A 17,573-nucleotide genomic window follows, 5' to 3' on the forward strand; every position below is an offset into this window, starting at 1 on the left:
TTGTGCCAGGGGAAGGCCCCCTCCCCGAGGCCTTCCAGCACCCGCCCAGAGTCTCCCGTTTCGCACCGCTCCGTCAAGATTGCGTACCGGCCGGTGGACGACTTCGGGTGAGCAACCGGAAGCGGAGAGCTGCCGGCCGCGGTGCTTCGCCGGCCCGGCCCCCGTGTCGCTTCCACGACGTCGGCCGTAACGTGTGGCGCGGCTCGGCGCACCCGCGCGACACCCGTTCGAGGTCCGGCGAGCCCGACATGGCGAGCACCAAAGAGCGCACGAAAGAGAGGCAGTACCCGATGCCCCCCTTCGACCTTCCCGAGGGCGATCCCTTCGGTCCGCACAACCTCCCGTACGGCGTCTTCTCCCTCCCGGGCTCCACGGAGCGGACCGTCGGCGTCCGGCTCGGCGACCATGTCCTCGACGCGGGCGCGGCGGCCCGCGCGCTCGGCTCGCCACACGCCGGCCTCCTCGCCTCGCCGACGCTCGACCCGCTGCTGGCGGCGGGTCGCACGACCTGGTCGCAGGTGCGCCGCGCCCTGACGGAGTGGGTGACCGACCCCGCCCACCGGCCCACGGTCGAGCCGCTCTTCCATCCCCTTTCCGGCGTGACGCTGCACCTTCCCTTCCAGGTCGCCGACTACGTCGACTTCTACTCGTCCGAGCACCACGCCCGGAACGCGGGAGCGATCTTCCGTCCGGACGCCGGTGACGTCCTCCTGCCCAACTGGAAGCACCTGCCGATCGGCTACCACGGCCGGGCCGGCACGGTCGTGGTCTCCGGCACGGACGTCGTCCGCCCGTCCGGCCAGCGCAAGGCTCCCGACGAGCCGGCGCCCGTCTTCGGCCCCTCCGTGCGGCTCGACATCGAGGCCGAGGTCGGCTTCGTGGTCGGCGTGCCCTCGCGGCAGGGCAGCCCGGTCGCGCTGGCGGACTTCCGCGAGCACGTCTTCGGTCTGTGCCTGCTCAACGACTGGTCCGCCCGCGACCTCCAGGCCTGGGAGTACGTCCCTCTCGGCCCGTTCCTCGCCAAGTCGTTCGCCACGTCGGTGTCGGCGTGGATCACCCCGCTGGAGGCCCTGGAGAGCGCGCGGGTGGTGCCCCCGGAGCGGACCCACCCCCTCCTCCCCTACCTGGACGACGCGGCCGCCGAGCCCGGCGGCTACGACCTGCGCATCTCCGTCGCGCTCAACGGTCAGGTGATCTCCGATCCGCCCTTCTCCACCATGTACTGGACCGCCGCCCAGCAACTCGCCCACCTCACGGTCAACGGCGCCTCCCTGCGCACCGGCGACCTGTACGGCTCGGGCACGGTGAGCGGCCCCCACCCGCACGAGCGCGGCTCCCTGCTGGAACTGACCTGGAACGGCCGTGACCCGCTGGAACTCCCCGACGGCAAGCGCACGTTCCTGGAGGACGGCGACGTGGTGACCCTGTCCGCCTGGGCTCCCGGCCCCGACGGCACGCGAGTGGGCCTGGGAGAGGTGAGCGGACAGGTGACCGCCGGGTGAAGCGGCCGGGGGCGGGATCGGTGCCGGGGGCGGTGCTGGGATCGGTGCCGGGGTCGGTGTCGGTGTCGGTGCCGGTGCCGGTGCCAGGGGCGGTGCCGGTGCCGGTGGTGGGGGCGGTGACCAACCCGGTGGTGGGGTGGCTGACCGTGGCGAGGCCGCCGAGTCGGGGCGGACGAGGCTGAATCGGGGCGTCGTCGTGGGCTGACTCCCGGAGGAACCGCCGTCATACTGACGGCGGGCACGGTCCTCGTGCCGAGCCCGCCGCCCATGGCAGGCCGCACGCACGCGGGTACTCCGTACGCACGCCGCGCGCACGTGGCCCACGCCCCCTTCCCGACCAGGATCCGGAGCCCATGGCATGACTCTCTGCCTGCTCCTGCTGAGCGTCGTCGCCCTGTCCGCCGCCGTGCCGGCTCCGCGCGCGCTCACCCGGTCCGCCTGGCCCGAGCGGGAGCCGGTGATCGGGCTGTGGGTGTGGCAGTGCCTGGTCGCCACGGTCCTGCTGTGCTGCCTGACCGCCCTGACCCTGGGCGCCGCCGCCGTGTTCCACACGGTGCGCGCCCGGGTCTTCGCCCCCGCACCGCCCGGGGTCTCCGAGGCGTACGACCTCTCCGCCGCCCCCTTGTGGGCCGCTGTCCTGACCTTGCTGCTGGCCTGCGGGGCCGCCTGGACCACCGCGATGCTGGCCCGCGAGCTCGTCGAGGCACGCCGGCGCCGCGGCCGGGCCAGGGCCCACCTGCGTGAACGCGCCCCCGACCTGCCCGCGGGCCTGCCGTCCGCGCGGGGCCCGCTGCTGGTGCTGGAGGACGAGTACCCGGACGCCTGGTGGATGCCGGGCAACCCACCCCAGTTGATCGTGACGACCGGCGCCCTGCACCGCCTCACCTCCCACCAGCTGGACGCCGTCCTCACCCATGAGCGTGGCCATGCCCGCGCCCACCATGACTGGCTGCTCCACCTGTCGACCGCCCTTGCCACCGGCTTCCCCCGTGTTCCGCTCTTCTCCCACTTCTGCGACCAGACCCACCGCCTGGTCGAACTCGCCGCCGACGACACGGCGTCGCGCCGCTGCGGTCACCTGACCACGGCGCTGGCCCTGATCGAGCTGAACCAGCACCGGGGCGTCCTGTCCTGCGCCTCCAGCAACCGTCTCCTGGGCGAGCGGGTCGACCGCCTGCTCCAGCCGCCCCCGCGCCTGCTCCGCAGACAGCGGGCGCTGACGGCGACGGTGGCCACGCTGGTCCCGCTGCTGCCCCTGCTGATCACCTTCGCCCCGGGCCTGACGGCGTTGGCCTGACGGCGTTGGCCTGACGGCGTCGTCCCGACGGCGTTGCTCTGACAGCCCTAGCCGGACGGCCTTGGCCAGACCGTGTCGTCCCGACCTGGCAGATCTTGTGTAAGCCGGTCCTGTTCTCCCAGGTCAGCTCCTTCTCTGACGCCCCCGCAGGTGGCGCAACACTCCGGCAACACCGCTTTCCCTACTGGCTCGCTATGGTTCGAAACATGCCACCGACCGACCGCATCCGAGACCACGCCGGCCAGGGCGCGACCACCGTCGCCGCCCACCGTGCGCGTCGTCGGCTGCGCGCGGACCAGGCCCGACAGCTCGCGGACCTCCTGCGCCGCCAGCTGCTCACCGACGGCTTTCCGGACGGCACGCTCCCCCACGAGTCGACCCTCGCGACCGACTACCGCGCCTCCCGCAACACCGTCCGCCAAGCTCTCGACCTGCTCCGGGCCGAGGGACTGGTGGAGCGCCTGCCGGGCGTCGGCACGGTCGTCGTGGCGCAGAAGTACCCGCACGGCCTGGACCGTCTAATGGGCCTCGCGGAGACCCTGCACGAGCACGGCCACGTCACCAACGAGGTCCGCACGATGGGCCCCGTCGCCGCGCCCGCCCCGGTGGCCGACCGCCTCCACGTCCCACCCGGCACCGACGTGCTCTACATCGAACGCCTGCGCCGGCTGGGTGGCCTCCCCCTCTCTCTGGACCTCACCTACATCCCGCTCGACATCGGCACCGCCCTGCTCGGCGCCGACCTGGAGAACACCGATGTGTTCCGGCTCCTGGAGGCCGTCACCGGGCAGCGACTCGGCCACGCCGAGATCACGCTCGAGGCGGTGACCGCGGACGCCCACTCCGCCGCCGTACTGGAGGCGCCGCGTGGCGCTGCCGTCCTGATGCTCGAACGCCTCACCCACCTCGCCGACGGCCGCCCGGTGGACCTGGAGTTCATCCGCTTCCGCGGAGACCGCATCTCGATGAGCGGCCTGCTGCACCGCTCCCTCTGATCTCTCCCACCGGCATCGCTTTCGCCCCCTTCTCCGCCCGCATGCTCGCGCCCTCTCGCTTGTCCTCTTCTCCGCCCTCAACCCTTCATCGCTCGGCACGGCCTCATCGGTTCATCGCCGAGCAGGATTTCTCAGAATTTCTCGGGACTTTTCTGGAGACAGCCATGACCCTGGCACCCCAGCGGGCCGACGTGCCCGTGACCATCGACGAGTCGAAGTGCATCGACGGCTGCACGCTCTGTGTGGACATGTGCCCGCTGGACTCCCTCGCCATCGACGAGAGCAACGGCAAGGCCTACATGCACGTCGACGAGTGCTGGTACTGCGGCCCGTGCGCGGCTCGCTGTCCCACCGGTGCCGTCACGGTCAACATGCCCTACCTGCTCCGGTGAAAGGCCCGAACCTCCATGAAACCCAAAGCGACAGCCGCGTCCGCCGCCCTTCTCCTGCTCCCCCTCACCGGATGCGGCAGCGCCGAGGCCGGTAGCGGCTCCACGGTCACCGTCACCGTCGGCTACCAGTCCAAGACCATCAACACCGTCACGGCCGGCACCCTCCTGCGCTCACTCGGCTACTTCGAGAAGGAGCTGAACGCCCTCGGCGACGGCACGACCTACAAAGTGGACTGGCAGGACTACGCCACCGGCGCCCCCATCACCGCGCAGATGACCGCCGGGAAGATCGACATCGGCTCGATGGGCGACTTCCCGCTCCTCATCAACGCGGCCCGGGGCAAACAGCTCGGCAAGCCCACCCACCTGGTCTCGGTCACCGGCTACAACCTGCGCGGCGGCCTCAACACCATCGTCACGGCGCCCGACTCCAAGCTCGCCTCCATCGAGGACCTCAAGGGCAAGAAGGTCTCCACCAGCATCGGTTCCGCCGCCGACGGCACCCTCGTACGGGCCTTGCAGCGCGCCGGTATCGACCCGGCCAAGGGCATCGAGAAGCTCAACCAGCAGCCTGCCGTCGGGGCCTCGGCCCTCTCCGCGGGCAGTGCCGACGCGCTCTCGCAGTTCGTCGCCTGGCCCGGCCTGCTCGCCTACCAGGGCAAAGCGAAGGCCCTGTACGACGGCGCCCAGCTGGACCTGCCGACCTTCCACGGCGTCACCGCCCGCGAGGACTTCGCGAAGAAGCGCCCGGCCGTGCTGGAGGCGTTCCTGAAGGCGCAGTCGGAAGCCACCGGATACCTCGACACGCATCCGGTGGCCGCCGCCGAGAAGGTCGCCAAGGCCACCGGCCTGCCCGCCGAGGTCGTCTACCTCTACAACGGCGCCCACGGCATCTCCACCTTCGACCCGGCCGTCAAGCCGCAGCTCGTCGCCGCACTCAAGGAGGACGTCTCGATCCTCAAGGCGGCCAAGCTGACCGGAGACGTCGATGTGGACTCCTTCGTCGACGACCGGTACGTGAAGAAGGCGCTCGGCCCGTCCTACGCGAAGCAGCTCGCCGCCGCCCCCGCACCGGCCGCCAGCGAGGTCTGGCCCAAGGGCGCCACGCAGACCCGTACCTTCAAGACACCCGCCGAGCTGCTGGCCTACGTCGCGCAGCACAAGGACGGCATCCGCGCCGCCTACGTCCCCGACGCCACCACGGGCACCCTGTGGTTCGCCGACCAGGCCGTCTGGGTGGCCGACGGCACGACGCTCGTACCGTTCGTCGCCCCGGCGACCGCGCAGGCCTACGTCGACGCCCACGGCGGCGCCCGCGTCATCACGTACGCCGACGCGCTGGGGCGGGCGTCGTGACCCGGTATGCGCTGCGGGTGGCCTCGGTGGCGGCCGCCCTCGGCCTGTGGCAGCTGCTGACCAGCCTGGACATCGACCTGTGGTTGCGTTTCTCGCAGTTCCCCACGGTCGCCGACGTCGCCCGCGCCTTCGCCGACCGCCTGGCCGGCGACGACTACTGGACCGACCTCACCGACAGCCTCACCCGCATCGTCACCGGGTTCCTCCTGGCCGCCGTCCTGGGTGTGGCCACGGGCGTGCTCGTGGCGCGCTCGCGTCTCGCCGAGGACCTGCTCGGGCCGATCCTCGAAGTCGTCCGCCCGATTCCGGCGATCGCCCTGGTGCCCGTCGCGATCCTGCTCTTCCCCTCCAACGAGCAGGGCATCGTCTTCATCACCTTCACCGCCGCCTTCTTCCCGGTCCTGGTCTCCACCCGGCACGCCGTCCGCGCGCTGCCCCCCGGATGGGAGGAGGCGGTCCGCACGATGGGCGGTGGCCGGTGGCGGATCCTCGGCTCGGTCGTCCTGCCCGGGGCGCTGCCGGGCATCTTCGGCGGCCTGTCGGTCGGCATCGGGGTGTCCTGGATCTGTGTGATCTCCGCCGAGATGATCTCCGGTCAGTACGGCGTCGGCTACCGCACCTGGCAGGACTACACGGTCGTCGACTACCCGGGGGTGTTCGTCGGCATGGTCACGATCGGCGTACTCGGCTGGGCCACGTCCACGGCCGTGGAACTCCTCGGCCGCCGCCTCACCCACTGGCTGCCCCGCACCTCGTACGTCCCCACCGGCCGGGCCCGGCCCAAGAGTCCCCGACCGGCCGCTGCGGCACCGGCGGCCTCGTCCGCCGTCCCCACCGGACCCGAACCCGAGGAGGCGCGCGATGAGCACCTCGTCTGAGACCCGCGAGACCACCCCTACGGACACCGACGGCGCGACCACCGACACGACCACCACCACCGCGACCGGTACGGCCGTACGCGGTACCCGGCTCACCCTCCGCGCGGCCACCCTCGGCCGCCCCGACGCCGCCGCTCTGGCCGATGTCGACCTGGACGTCCCGCCGGGCGAGATCCTCACCGTCGTCGGCCCCTCGGGCTGCGGCAAGTCGACGCTGCTGCGCACGCTGGCCGGGCTGCTGCCCGCGCTGACCGGATCCGTCGAGCAGGACGGCCGGCCGATCGGCGGGCCGGCGGCGGACCGCGCGCTGGTCTTCCAGGAGGACGCCCTGCTCCCGTGGCGCAGCCTGCTGGCCAACGTCGAACTCCCCCTCGCCATCCAGGGCGCTCCGCGCGGGGAGCGCAGGAAGCAGGCCGCGGCCTGGCTCGAGCGGGTCGGACTCGCCGACCGCGCCCGGCAGTTGCCGCACCGGGTCTCCGGAGGACAGCGCCAGCGGGCGCAACTGGCCCGGGCGCTCGCCGCGGGCCCGCGCGCCGTCCTCATGGACGAACCCTTCGGCGCCCTCGACGCCCAGACCCGCGCCGGCATGCAGGACCTGCTGGTGGAGGTGCTGCACGGCACGGGCGCGACCGTCGTCTTCGTCACCCACGACGTGGACGAGGCCCTGTTCCTCGGCGACCGCGTGGCCCTCCTCGGCGCTGGCCGCCTCGTCGCCGTACGGGACGTGCCGCGTCCACGGGAGCGCGCCGCCCATGACGACCCCGCGCGTGTGGCCCTGCGACGCGATGTCCTGACCTCACTGAGCATCTGAAAGGCACCCCGGTGGACACCCTCCTCCAGATCCCCGCGCTCGGCGACGCCGAGGAGCTGACCTGCGACGTCCTCGTCATCGGTGGCGGCACCGCCGGCACCATGGCCGCCCTGACCGCCGCCGAGCACGGCGCGGACGTCCTGCTCCTGGAGAAGGCCCATGTCCGCCACTCCGGGGCCCTCGCGATGGGCATGGACGGCGTCAACAACGCGGTCATCCCCGGCCGCGCCGAGCCCGACGACTACGTCGCCGAGATCACCCGCGCCAACGACGGCATCGTCGACCAGTCCACCGTCCGCCAGACCGCCACCCGCGGCTTCGCCATGGTGCAGCGCCTGGAGTCGTACGGCGTGAAGTTCGAGAAGGACGAACACGGCGACTACGCGGTCCGCCAGGTCCACCGGTCCGGCTCCTATGTGCTGCCCATGCCGGAGGGCAAGGACGTCAAGAAGGTGCTGTACCGGCAGCTGCGGCGGCGCGAGATGCGGGAGCGGATCCGCATCGAGAACCGGGTGATGCCGGTGCGTGTGCTGACCTCTCCCGAGGACGGGCGCGCCATCGGAGCGGTCGGCTTCAACACCCGCACGGGGCAGTTCGTCACCGTCCGCGCGGGCGGGGTCGTCCTCGCGACCGGGGCCTGCGGCCGCCTCGGCCTGCCCGCCTCCGGCTACCTGTACGGCACCTACGAGAACCCCACCAACGCGGGCGACGGCTACGCCATGGCCTACCACGCGGGCGCCGAGCTGACCGGCATCGAGTGCTTCCAGATCAACCCGCTGATCAAGGACTACAACGGCCCTGCCTGCGCCTACGTCGCCAACCCCTTCGGCGGCTACCAGGTCAACCGGCACGGCGAACGCTTCGTCGACTCCGACTACTGGTCGGGCCAGATGATGGCCGAGTTCGCGGCGGAGGTCGCCGGCGACCGGGGCCCGGTGTACCTGAAGCTGAGCCATCTCCCCGAGGAGTCGATCTCGGCCCTGGAGTCGATCCTGCACTCCACGGAGCGTCCGACCCGGGGCACCTTCCACTCCGGACGCGGTCACGACTACCGCACGCACGACATCGAGATGCACATCTCGGAGATCGGCCTGTGCGGCGGCCATTCGGCCTCGGGCGTACGGGTCGACGAGCACGCCCGTACGACCGTCCCCCGCCTGTACGCCGCCGGTGACCTGGCCTGCGTCCCGCACAACTACATGATCGGCGCGTTCGTCTTCGGCGACCTGGCCGGCTCGGACGCGGCCCGGTACAAGGCGTACGACGGTGAGCTTCCCGCCGACCAGCTGCGCGAGGCCCACGAGCTGATCTACCGCCCGTTGCGCAACCCGGAGGGCCCGCCGCAGCCCCAGGTCGAGTACAAGCTGCGCCGTTTCGTGAACGACTACGTGGCCCCGCCGAAGTCGGGCGCGCGGCTGTCGCTGGCCCTGGAGTCCTTCGAGCGGATGCGCGACGACATCGCCGGGATGGGTGCCCGCACCCCGCACGAGCTGATGCGGTGCGCCGAGGTCTCCTTCATCCGTGACTGCGCGGAGATGGCCGCGCGTGCCTCCCTGGCCCGTACCGAGTCCCGCTGGGGCCTCTACCACGACCGCCTCGACCACCCTCGCCGCGACGACGACTCCTGGTTCCATCACCTCGATCTGCACAAGTCCCCCTCTGGTGCGATGGAGTTCACGGCCCGTCCCGTGGCTCCCTATCTGGTTCCGGTCGACGAGTTCGCCCCCGTCGGCGGCCCCTCCCGGCCGCTCGGCGAAGTCCACCCCGAGGACGTGGCCACGGCCGGTTCACGGGACGTGGCACCCCTCGCCACCGGGGCCGAGGCAGCCGCCCCGCAGGTCACGGACAGCTCTGCGCTTCCGACGCCCGAACCCGCCCTCGATCGGTCCTCCCCCCAGTCGGCCGTTCGTCTCCTCGAACTCGTCGCCCTCGCCGAGGCCGAGCCCGAACTCGACTCCCTGCTGCCCTACTTGACCGACGCGGTGGCCGCTGTCCGGCGCGAGGCCGTCGCCGTCCTCACCGAGACCGTGCCGCCGGGCACCGGTCCGGCTCTCGCCGAGGCGTTGCGCGACCCCTCCGCGCAGGTGCGCGCCGCCGCGGCGGCCTCGCTGCGCGAACTCGTCGAGACCCTGCCGGCGGAACCGGCCCTGCGCGACGGCCTCGCCGCCGCCCTGGCCGAGCCCGACCCCGTCGTCCGCGCCGCGGCCCTGGACGTGCTGCGCGCCCTGCGCCTCGGCGACGCCGCCCTGTTCGCCGGCTCCCTCACCGACGCCGACATCGCCGTCCGTATCGAGGCCGTCCGCGCCTTGGTCTCCGTCGACGCCGCCGAGGAACTGGCCCGCGCGGCGACGGCCGACCCGTCCCGCGAGGTCCGCGTCACGATCGCCAAGTCCCTGGCCACGGTGGCGGCCGGACGCCTGAACGAAACCTCACCGTCCGACGCCGACCCCGGCTCCGGCTCCGGCTCCGGCTCCGACGCAGGTATCTCCGTCGAGCACGACGCCGTCCACGCGGCCCTCGTCGGGCTCGTCGACGACCCCGATGCCCTGGTGCGCGCCGCCGCCTACGGGGCGTTGGGCACCACCGGCTGCCCGGTGCCACTCGCCGCGCGGGCCGTGACCGCCCTGGCCGACCCCGCCTGGCAGGTCCGCGCCGGTGCCGCCACCGCGCTGTCGGTGGCCCACCCCGACACGGCCCTCCCCGCCCTCGCCAAGACCCTGGCCGACCCGAACGCCGACGTCCGCAAGGCCGCCGTCCTGGCCCTGACCCGGCACCGAGCATCGGAAGCCGCCCGCGCGGCCCTCGCCACGGCGACGACGGACTCCGACGCGGACGTCAGGGCGTACGCGACCCGCGCTCTGTGAGACACCGGTCCGGCAGCGGACCGGGACTGCCGGCCTACATCCAGTCCTCGGGCTCCGGCTCCGCGTCCATCTCGGGCCAGTAGTCCGGGTCACCCTGATCCCCTCCGGTGCCGGTTCTGGCGCCGGCCCCGGCACCCGGAGTCGGTACCGGAGCGGAGGTGTCCGCAGTCCCCGGAGCGGCGGTGCCCGGTGTCCCGCCCAGCGAGGCCAGCACCGCGATCACGCCCTCCCCGTACGTCACCAGCTTCTTCTCGCCGACCCCGCTGATCCCGCCGAGCTGCCGCACCGAGGTCGGCCAGGCCGTGGCGATCTCCCGGAGCGTGGCGTCGTGGAAGATGACGTACGCCGGGACGCCCTGCTCACGGGCCTGCTCGGCACGCCAGGCACGCAGGGCCTCGAAGGCCGGCACCAGTTCCGCGGGCAGCTCGGCCACGGCGGCCTTGGACTTGCTCCTGCCGGAGGAGGAGGAACCCGACGCCTTCGAGGTCGCCGGCTTCTTCGGCTCCTTGCGCAGCGGCACGTCCCGCTCGCGGCGGAGCACCGACCCGCTGGCCTCCGTCAGCACCAGCGTGCCGTACTCGCCCTCGACCGCGAGCAGCCCCTGCGCCAGCAACTGCCGCACGACGCCGCGCCATTCGCCCTCGGAGAGGTCCTCGCCGATGCCGAACACCGACAGCTGGTCATGGTCGAACTGGATCACCTTGGCCGAGCGCTTGCCCGTCAGGATGTCGATGATCTGCACCGCGCCGAACTTCTGCCCGCGCTCCCGCTGGAGCCGTACCACCGTCGACAGCACCTTCTGGGCCGCGACGGTGCCGTCCCAGGTCTCCGGGGGTGTGAGGCAGGTGTCGCAGTTTCCGCAGCCCGCCGGCTCCGGTTCCTGGCCGAAGTAGGCGAGGAGCTGTCCGCGGCGGCACTGGGCGGTCTCGCACAGCCCCAGCATCGAGTCCAGGTGCGCGGCGGCCCGCCGCCGGAAGGCCTCGTCACCTTCGCCGGACTGGATCAGCTTGCGCTGCTGTATGACGTCGTTGAGGCCGTACGCCATCCATGCGGTGGAGGGCAGTCCGTCGCGGCCGCCACGCCCCGTCTCCTGGTAGTAGCCCTCGATCGACTTGGGCAGGTCGAGGTGGGCGACGAACCGTACGTCAGGCTTGTCGATGCCCATGCCGAAGGCGATGGTCGCGCACACGACCAGGCCCTCCTCCCGCAGGAACCGGGACTGGTGCGCCGCGCGCGTGCCCGCGTCCAGACCCGCGTGGTAGGGCACCGCCTCGACGCCGTTGCGGGAGAGGAACTCGGCCGTCTTCTCGACGGAGTTGCGCGAGAGGCAGTACACGATGCCCGCGTCGCCCGCGTGCTCCTCGCGCAGGAAGCTCAGCAGCTGCTTCTTGGGGTCGGCCTTCGGCACGATCCGGTACTGGATGTTGGGCCGGTCGAAGCTCGCCACGAAGTGCCGGGCGGACGGCATGTTCAGCCGCTGGGTGATCTCCTCGTGCGTCGCGCGGGTGGCCGTCGCCGTGAGGGCGAGCCGAGGGACGTCCGGCCAGCGCTCGCCGAGCAGCGAGAGGGACAGGTAGTCGGGGCGGAAGTCGTGGCCCCACTGGGAGACGCAGTGCGCCTCGTCGATCGCGAAGACCGCGATCTTGCCGCGGGAGAGGAGGTTCAGCGTGGAGTCCAGGCGCAGTCGCTCCGGCGCCAGGTAGAGCAGGTCCAGCTCGCCGGCGAGGAACTCGGCCTCGACCACCCGCCGCTCGTCGAAGTCCTGCGTGGAGTTCATGAACCCGGCGTTCACGCCGAGTGCCCGCAGCGCGTCCACCTGGTCCTGCATCAGCGCGATCAGCGGCGAGACGACAATGCCTGTACCTGGCCTGACCAGGGCAGGGATCTGGTAGCACAGCGATTTGCCGCCGCCGGTGGGCATGAGGACGACCGCGTCCCCGCCGGCCACCACGTGCTCGATGACCGCTTCCTGCTCGCCACGGAAGGCGTCGTATCCGAAGACCCGGTGCAGCGTGGCCAGCGCCTCGCTCTCGGTCCGCTCCGGTGTCCCGGTGATCGCTGTCATCGTGCTGATCCCACCTGTCCCGCCCATCGTCTGGTCCCCCGTACGTCGTCCCTCGACCACTGCCTCCACGATAGGGGTCCGGACTGACAGCACCGGAGTTATCCACAGGCTCGTTCCGGTGACTCCGGGTGACGGGCGCGGGAAAATCCCCGAACTCGATCGTCCGTACGACGCCGACGGGCCCGGCCCCCACCTGGGGAACCGGGCCCGTCGTACAGGCACACGCAGGTCGGCGCACCTGCTCGCAGCGGCTCAGCGAACGAACACTCCCGCCTGGTTCGCCAGGTCCAGGAAGTACTGCGGCGCCACACCGAGCACCAGCGTGACCGCCACACCGACCGCGATCGCCGTCATCGTCAGCGGGGACGGAACGGCGACGGTCGGGCCCTCGGGCCGCGGCTCGCTGAAGAACATCAGCACGATCACACGGATGTAGAAGAACGCCGCGATCGCCGACGAGATCACACCGACCACGACCAGCGGGGCCGCGCCGCCCTCCGCCGCCGCCTTGAACACGGCGAACTTCCCGGCGAACCCGGAGGTCAGCGGGATACCGGCGAAGGCCAGCAGGAACACCGCGAACACGGCCGCCACCAGGGGTGACCTGCGCCCGAGCCCGGCCCACTTGGACAGGTGGGTCGCCTCGCCGCCGGCGTCGCGCACGAGGGTGACCACCGCGAACGCGCCGATCGTCACGAACGAGTACGCGGCCAGGTAGAAGAGAACCGACGAGACGCCGTCCGGAGTGGTCGCGATGACACCCGCGAGGATGAATCCGGCGTGCGCGATGGACGAGTACGCCAGCAGCCGCTTGATGTCGGTCTGCGTGATCGCGACGATCGCGCCGCCCAGCATGGTGATGATCGCGACGCCCCACATGACCGGCCGCCAGTCCCAGCGCAGGCCGGGCAGGACGACATAGAGGAGACGCAGCAGCGCGCCGAAGGCGGCCACCTTGGTCGCCGCGGCCATGAAGCCGGTGACCGGGGTCGGAGCGCCCTGGTAGACGTCGGGTGTCCACATGTGGAACGGCACCGCGCCCACCTTGAACAGCAGCCCCATGACGATCATCGCGGCGCCGACGAGGAGCAGCGCGTCGTTGCCCATGGTGTCGGCGAGCGCCGGGTTCACGTTCTGGATGGTGCCGTCGACGACCTGCGCGATCGTGCCGTAGGACACCGAGCCCGCGTACCCGTAGAGCAGTGCGATACCGAAGAGGGTGAACGCGGAGGCGAACGCGCCGAGGAGGAAGTACTTGACCGCGGCTTCCTGCGACATGAGCCGCTTGCGGCGGGCCAGTGCGCACAGGAGGTACAGCGGCAGCGAGAAGACTTCCAGGGCGATGAACAGGGTCAGCAGGTCGTTGGCCGACGGGAAGACCAGCATGCCGGCGACCGCGAACAGCAGCAGCGGGAAGACCTCGGTCGTCGTGAACCCGGCTTTGACCGCGGCCTGTTCACTGTCGCTGCCGGGCACGGAGGCCGCCTGAGCGGCGAAGGAGTCGACCCGGTTGCCGTGCACCTCGGGGTCGAGGCGCCGTTCGGCGAAGGTGAACAGGCCGACGAGGGAGGCCAGCAGGATCGTGCCCTGAAGGAAGAGGGCCGGTCCGTCGACCGCGATCGCGCCCATGGCCGCGATGCGTGCCTTCGTGGTGCCGTACCCGCCCTCCGCCAGCGCGACCACCGCGGCGAAGGCGGCGGCCAGCGCCACGACGGATACGAACAACTGTGCGTAGTAGCGGTGCTTACGCGGCACGAACGCCTCGACCAGCACTCCGATGATCGCCGCACCCAAGACGATCAAGGTGGGCGACAATTGCCCGTACTCGATCTTCGGCGTGTCGATCTTCGAGATCGGTTCGGCCGCGGTTGCCGCCGTTGTCCACAGGCTGTGGACGGCTGATGCGCTCACTTGGCCGCCTCCACCTCGGGCTGGGGGTCCTTCTTGTGTACGTCGGACAAGGTCTGCTTGACCGCCGGATTCACGATGTCCGTGACGGGCTTCGGGTAGACGCCCAGGAAGATCAACAGCACGATCAGCGGGGCGACGACCACGAGCTCACGCGCGCGCAGGTCGGGCATCGTCGAGACCTCGGGCTTCACCGGACCCGTCATCGTCCGCTGGTACAGGACGAGCGTGTAGAGCGCGGCGAGGACGATGCCGAAGGTGGCGATGATGCCGATCGCCGGGTAGCGCGCGAACGTGCCGACCAGGACCAGGAACTCGCTCACGAAGGGCGCGAGTCCCGGCAGCGAGAGCGTCGCCAGACCGCCGATCAGGAAGGTGCCGGCGAGCACCGGGGCGACCTTCTGCACCCCGCCGTAGTCGGCGATGAGCCGCGAGCCGCGCCGGGAGATCAGGAAGCCCGCGACCAGCATCAGGGCGGCTGTCGAGATGCCGTGGTTGACCATGTACAGCGTCGCGCCGGACTGACCCTGGCTGGTCATCGCGAAGATGCCCAGGATGATGAACCCGAAGTGCGAGATCGACGCGTACGCCACCAGCCGCTTGATGTCCCGCTGGCCCACGGCGAGCAGCGCCCCGTAGATGATGCTGATCACCGCGAGGACGAGGATGGCGGGCGTCGCCCACTTGCTCGCCTCCGGGAACAGCTGGAGGCAGAACCGGAGCATCGCGAAGGTGCCGACCTTGTCGACGACCGCCGTGATGAGCACGGCGACCGGGGTGGTCGCCTCACCCATGGCGTTGGGCAGCCAGGTGTGCAGCGGCCACAGGGGCGCCTTCACGGCGAAGGCGAAGAAGAAGCCCAGGAACAGCCAGCGTTCGGTGTTCGTCGCCATGTCGAGCGTTCCGTTGGCGCGGGCCTCGGCGATCTCCGTGAGCGAGAAGTTCCCGGCCACCACATAGAGGCCGATCACCGCGGCCAGCATGATCAGACCGCCGACCAGGTTGTACAGGAGGAACTTCACGGCCGCGTACGACCGTTGCGTGGACGCCACCTCCTCGCCGTGCTCGTGGGCACGGTCCCCGAAGCCACCGATGAGGAAGTACATCGGGATCAGCATGGCTTCGAAGAAGATGTAGAAGAGGAAGACGTCTGTCGCCTCGAAGGAGATGATCACCATCGCCTCGACGGCCAGGATCAGGGCGAAGAAGCCCTGGGTCGGCCGCCAGCGCTTGCTGCCCGTCTCCAGCGGGTCGGCGTCGTGCCACCCCGCGAGAATGATGAACGGGATCAGCAGCGCGGTCAGCGCGACGAGCGCGACCCCGATGCCGTCCACGCCGAGCTCGTACCTGACCCCGAAGTCCGCGATCCAGGAGTGGGATTCGGTGAGCTGGTAGCGGCCGCCGTCCGGGTCGAAGCGGACCAGGACGACGATCGCCAGGGCGAGTGTCGCCAGAGAGAACACCAGGGCCAGCGATTTGGCGGCGTTGCGCCGGGCGGCCGGTACGGCGGCCGTGGCGACCGCCCCGATCGCCGGGAGCGCCGCCGTCGCTGTCAGCAGAGGAAAGGACATCGGTATCAGACCGCCCTCATCAGCAGGGTCGCGGCGATGAGGAGCGCCGCACCGCCGAACATCGAGACCGCGTACGACCGCGCGAAGCCGTTCTGGAGCCGGCGCAGGCGCCCGGAGAGGCCGCCGACCGAGGCCGCCGTGCCGTTGACGACTCCGTCGACCAGGGTGTGGTCGACGTAGACCAGGGAGCGCGTGAGGTGCTCGCCGCCGCGGACCAGGACGACGTGGTTGAAGTCGTCCTGGAAGAGGTCACGCCGGGCGGCCCGGGTGAGCAGCGACCCGCGCGGGGCGACGACCGGGACGGGACGGCGGCCGTACTGGGCGTAGGCGACCGCCACGCCGATCACGAGCACCACCATGGTGGCGAGGGTGACCGTCAGGGCGCTGACCGGGGAGTCGCCGTGGCTGTGGCCCGTGACAGGCTCCAGCCAGTGCAGGAAGCGGTCACCGATGCTGAAGAACCCACCGGCGAAGACCGATCCGAACGCCAGCACGATCATCGGGATCGTCATGGACTTCGGGGACTCGTGCGGGTGCGGCTCGTGGCCGTCCGCGTCGGGCTGCCAGCGCTTCTCACCGAAGAACGTCATCAGCATCACGCGCGTCATGTAGTACGCGGTGATGGCCGCGCCGAGCAGGGCGCAGCCGCCGAGGATCCAGCCCTCGGTGCCGCCCTTGGCGAACGCCGCCTCGATGATCTTGTCCTTGGAGAAGAAGCCGGACAGGCCCGGGAAGCCGATGATCGCGAGGTAGCCGAGTCCGAAGGTGACGAAGGTGATCGGCATGTAGGTGCGCAGGCCGCCGTACTTGCGCATGTCGACCTCGTCGTTCATGCCGTGCATGACCGAACCCGCGCCGAGGAACAGCCCGGCCTTGAAGAAGCCGTGCGTCACCAGGTGCATGATCGCGAAGACATAGCCGATGGGGCCGAGGCCCGCGGCCAGCACCATGTAGCCGATCTGCGACATGGTCGAGCCGGCCAACGCCTTCTTGATGTCGTCCTTCGCGCAACCGACGATCGCACCGAACAGCAGCGTGACGGCACCGACGACGGTGACGACGAGCTGCGCGTCGGGTGCGCCGTTGAAGACGGCCGCCGAGCGGACGATCAGGTACACACCCGCCGTCACCATCGTCGCCGCGTGGATGAGGGCCGAGACCGGGGTCGGGCCCTCCATCGCGTCCCCGAGCCAGGACTGGAGCGGCACCTGGGCGGACTTGCCGCAGGCGGCGAGGAGCAGCATCAGGGCGATGGCGGTCAGCTTGCCCTCGCTCGCGTCACCCGCGATGCCGGGCTCGCCCTCCGCCCCCAGCAGCGGGCCGAAGGCGAAGGTCCCGAAGGTGGTGAACATCAGCATGATGGCGATCGACAGGCCGATGTCGCCGACGCGGTTGACCAGGAAGGCCTTCTTCGCGGCGGTGGCGGCACTGGGCTTGTGCTGCCAGAAGCCGATGAGCAGGTAGGACGCGAGCCCGACGCCCTCCCAGCCGACGTACAGCAGCAGGTAGTTGTCGGCGAGGACGAGCAGCAGCATCGCCGCCAGGAACAGGTTCAGATAGCCGAAGAAGCGGCGGCGCCGCTCGTCGTGCTCCATGTACCCGATCGAGTACAGGTGGATCAGCGAGCCGACGCCCGTGATCAGCAGCACGAACGTCATCGACAGCTGGTCGAGGCGGAAGGCGACGTCCGCCTGGAAGCCCTCGACCGGGATCCAGCTGAACAGGTGCTGCGTCAGCGTCCGGTCCTCGGCGTCCTTGCTCAGCAGGTCGCTGAAGAGGATGACACCGAACACGAAGGAGACGGACGACAGGAGCGTGCCGATCCAGTGGCCGACGGCGTCGAGCCGACGGCCGCCGACCAGAAGGACGGCCGCTCCGAGCAGGGGCGCCGCGATCAGCAGCGCAATCAGGTTCTCCACGATTCTTCCGACCCC

At 71.0% G+C, this 17,573-nt stretch carries 12 protein-coding genes; 8 read left to right on the forward strand and 4 right to left on the reverse strand.

Annotated features, from left to right (window positions below):
• Nucleotides 1-290: 290 nt before the first annotated feature.
• From fahA to OG933_RS19030, 8 genes are all read left to right on the forward strand, one after another.
• Nucleotides 291-1,502 carry a fumarylacetoacetase gene (gene fahA, locus OG933_RS18995; RefSeq protein WP_405633438.1) on the forward strand — a complete coding sequence of 404 codons (1,212 nt, stop codon included), beginning with the start codon at nucleotides 291-293 and terminating at the stop codon, nucleotides 1,500-1,502.
• 358 nt (nucleotides 1,503-1,860) lie between these two features.
• Nucleotides 1,861-2,799, forward strand: a complete 939-nt coding sequence (locus tag OG933_RS19000; RefSeq protein WP_405627942.1) for a M56 family metallopeptidase — start codon at nucleotides 1,861-1,863, stop codon at nucleotides 2,797-2,799.
• A 206-nt stretch (nucleotides 2,800-3,005) separates the two neighbouring features.
• Entirely contained in the window at nucleotides 3,006-3,794 is a 789-nt protein-coding gene (locus OG933_RS19005; RefSeq protein ID WP_020130157.1) for a GntR family transcriptional regulator, read from the forward strand.
• A gap of 164 nt (nucleotides 3,795-3,958) precedes the next feature.
• Nucleotides 3,959-4,186, forward strand: coding sequence for a ferredoxin family protein (locus tag OG933_RS19010; RefSeq protein ID WP_020130156.1), 228 nt, complete (start codon nucleotides 3,959-3,961; stop codon nucleotides 4,184-4,186).
• Nucleotides 4,187-4,201: 15 nt separating this feature from the next.
• Complete coding sequence (locus OG933_RS19015) at nucleotides 4,202-5,542, forward strand: ABC transporter substrate-binding protein (protein ID WP_405627945.1); 1,341 nt, start codon at nucleotides 4,202-4,204, stop codon at nucleotides 5,540-5,542.
• Entirely contained in the window at nucleotides 5,539-6,420 is an 882-nt protein-coding gene (locus OG933_RS19020) for an ABC transporter permease (RefSeq protein WP_405627947.1), read from the forward strand. Before OG933_RS19015 ends, OG933_RS19020 begins: the two co-directional genes overlap by 4 nt.
• Nucleotides 6,404-7,231, forward strand: coding sequence for an ABC transporter ATP-binding protein (locus OG933_RS19025; protein ID WP_405627949.1), 828 nt, complete (start codon nucleotides 6,404-6,406; stop codon nucleotides 7,229-7,231). The genes OG933_RS19020 and OG933_RS19025 overlap by 17 nt, the downstream gene beginning before the upstream one ends.
• Nucleotides 7,232-7,242: 11 nt before the next feature.
• Nucleotides 7,243-10,095, forward strand: a complete 2,853-nt coding sequence (locus OG933_RS19030) for a fumarate reductase/succinate dehydrogenase flavoprotein subunit (protein WP_405627951.1) — start codon at nucleotides 7,243-7,245, stop codon at nucleotides 10,093-10,095.
• A gap of 34 nt (nucleotides 10,096-10,129) precedes the next feature.
• Here the strand turns inward: OG933_RS19030 and recQ are convergent, their stop codons facing one another.
• The 4 genes from recQ to nuoL form a co-directional block, all read right to left on the reverse strand.
• A complete protein-coding gene (gene recQ, locus OG933_RS19035; RefSeq protein ID WP_405633439.1) occupies nucleotides 10,130-12,187 on the reverse strand; it encodes a DNA helicase RecQ in 2,058 nt (685 codons plus the stop codon).
• Nucleotides 12,188-12,412: 225 nt separating this feature from the next.
• Nucleotides 12,413-14,071, reverse strand: coding sequence for an NADH-quinone oxidoreductase subunit NuoN (nuoN, locus tag OG933_RS19040; RefSeq protein WP_362270158.1), 1,659 nt, complete (start codon nucleotides 14,069-14,071; stop codon nucleotides 12,413-12,415).
• On the reverse strand, nucleotides 14,068-15,639 hold the full coding sequence (locus OG933_RS19045) for an NADH-quinone oxidoreductase subunit M (RefSeq protein WP_362518056.1): 1,572 nt from the start codon (nucleotides 15,637-15,639) through the stop codon (nucleotides 14,068-14,070). The genes nuoN and OG933_RS19045 overlap by 4 nt, the downstream gene beginning before the upstream one ends.
• 5 nt (nucleotides 15,640-15,644) lie before the next feature.
• Nucleotides 15,645-17,558 (reverse strand): NADH-quinone oxidoreductase subunit L, encoded by a 1,914-nt coding sequence (nuoL, locus tag OG933_RS19050; RefSeq protein ID WP_362270156.1) that lies wholly within the window; start codon nucleotides 17,556-17,558, stop codon nucleotides 15,645-15,647.
• Between the last annotated feature and the right edge of the window lie 15 nt (nucleotides 17,559-17,573).

This window comes from Streptomyces sp. NBC_00016, from assembly GCF_045040885.1.
GTDB classification, from domain to species: domain Bacteria; phylum Actinomycetota; class Actinomycetes; order Streptomycetales; family Streptomycetaceae; genus Streptomyces; species Streptomyces coriariae.

What these genes read in the sequence shown, in the direction of transcription:
- OG933_RS19000 (WP_405627942.1), top strand. Translation starts at nt 1,861, where the DNA reads ATGACTCTCTGCCTGCTCCTGCTGAGCGTCGTCGCCCTGTCCGCCGCC.
- OG933_RS19010 (WP_020130156.1), top strand. Translation starts at nt 3,959, where the DNA reads ATGACCCTGGCACCCCAGCGGGCCGACGTGCCCGTGACCATCGACGAG.
- recQ (WP_405633439.1), bottom strand. Translation starts at nt 12,187, where the DNA reads ATGGGCGGGACAGGTGGGATCAGCACGATGACAGCGATCACCGGGACA.
- OG933_RS19045 (WP_362518056.1), bottom strand. Translation starts at nt 15,639, where the DNA reads ATGTCCTTTCCTCTGCTGACAGCGACGGCGGCGCTCCCGGCGATCGGG.
- fahA (WP_405633438.1), top strand. Translation starts at nt 291, where the DNA reads ATGCCCCCCTTCGACCTTCCCGAGGGCGATCCCTTCGGTCCGCACAAC.
- OG933_RS19025 (WP_405627949.1), top strand. Translation starts at nt 6,404, where the DNA reads ATGAGCACCTCGTCTGAGACCCGCGAGACCACCCCTACGGACACCGAC.
- OG933_RS19005 (WP_020130157.1), top strand. Translation starts at nt 3,006, where the DNA reads ATGCCACCGACCGACCGCATCCGAGACCACGCCGGCCAGGGCGCGACC.
- OG933_RS19015 (WP_405627945.1), top strand. Translation starts at nt 4,202, where the DNA reads ATGAAACCCAAAGCGACAGCCGCGTCCGCCGCCCTTCTCCTGCTCCCC.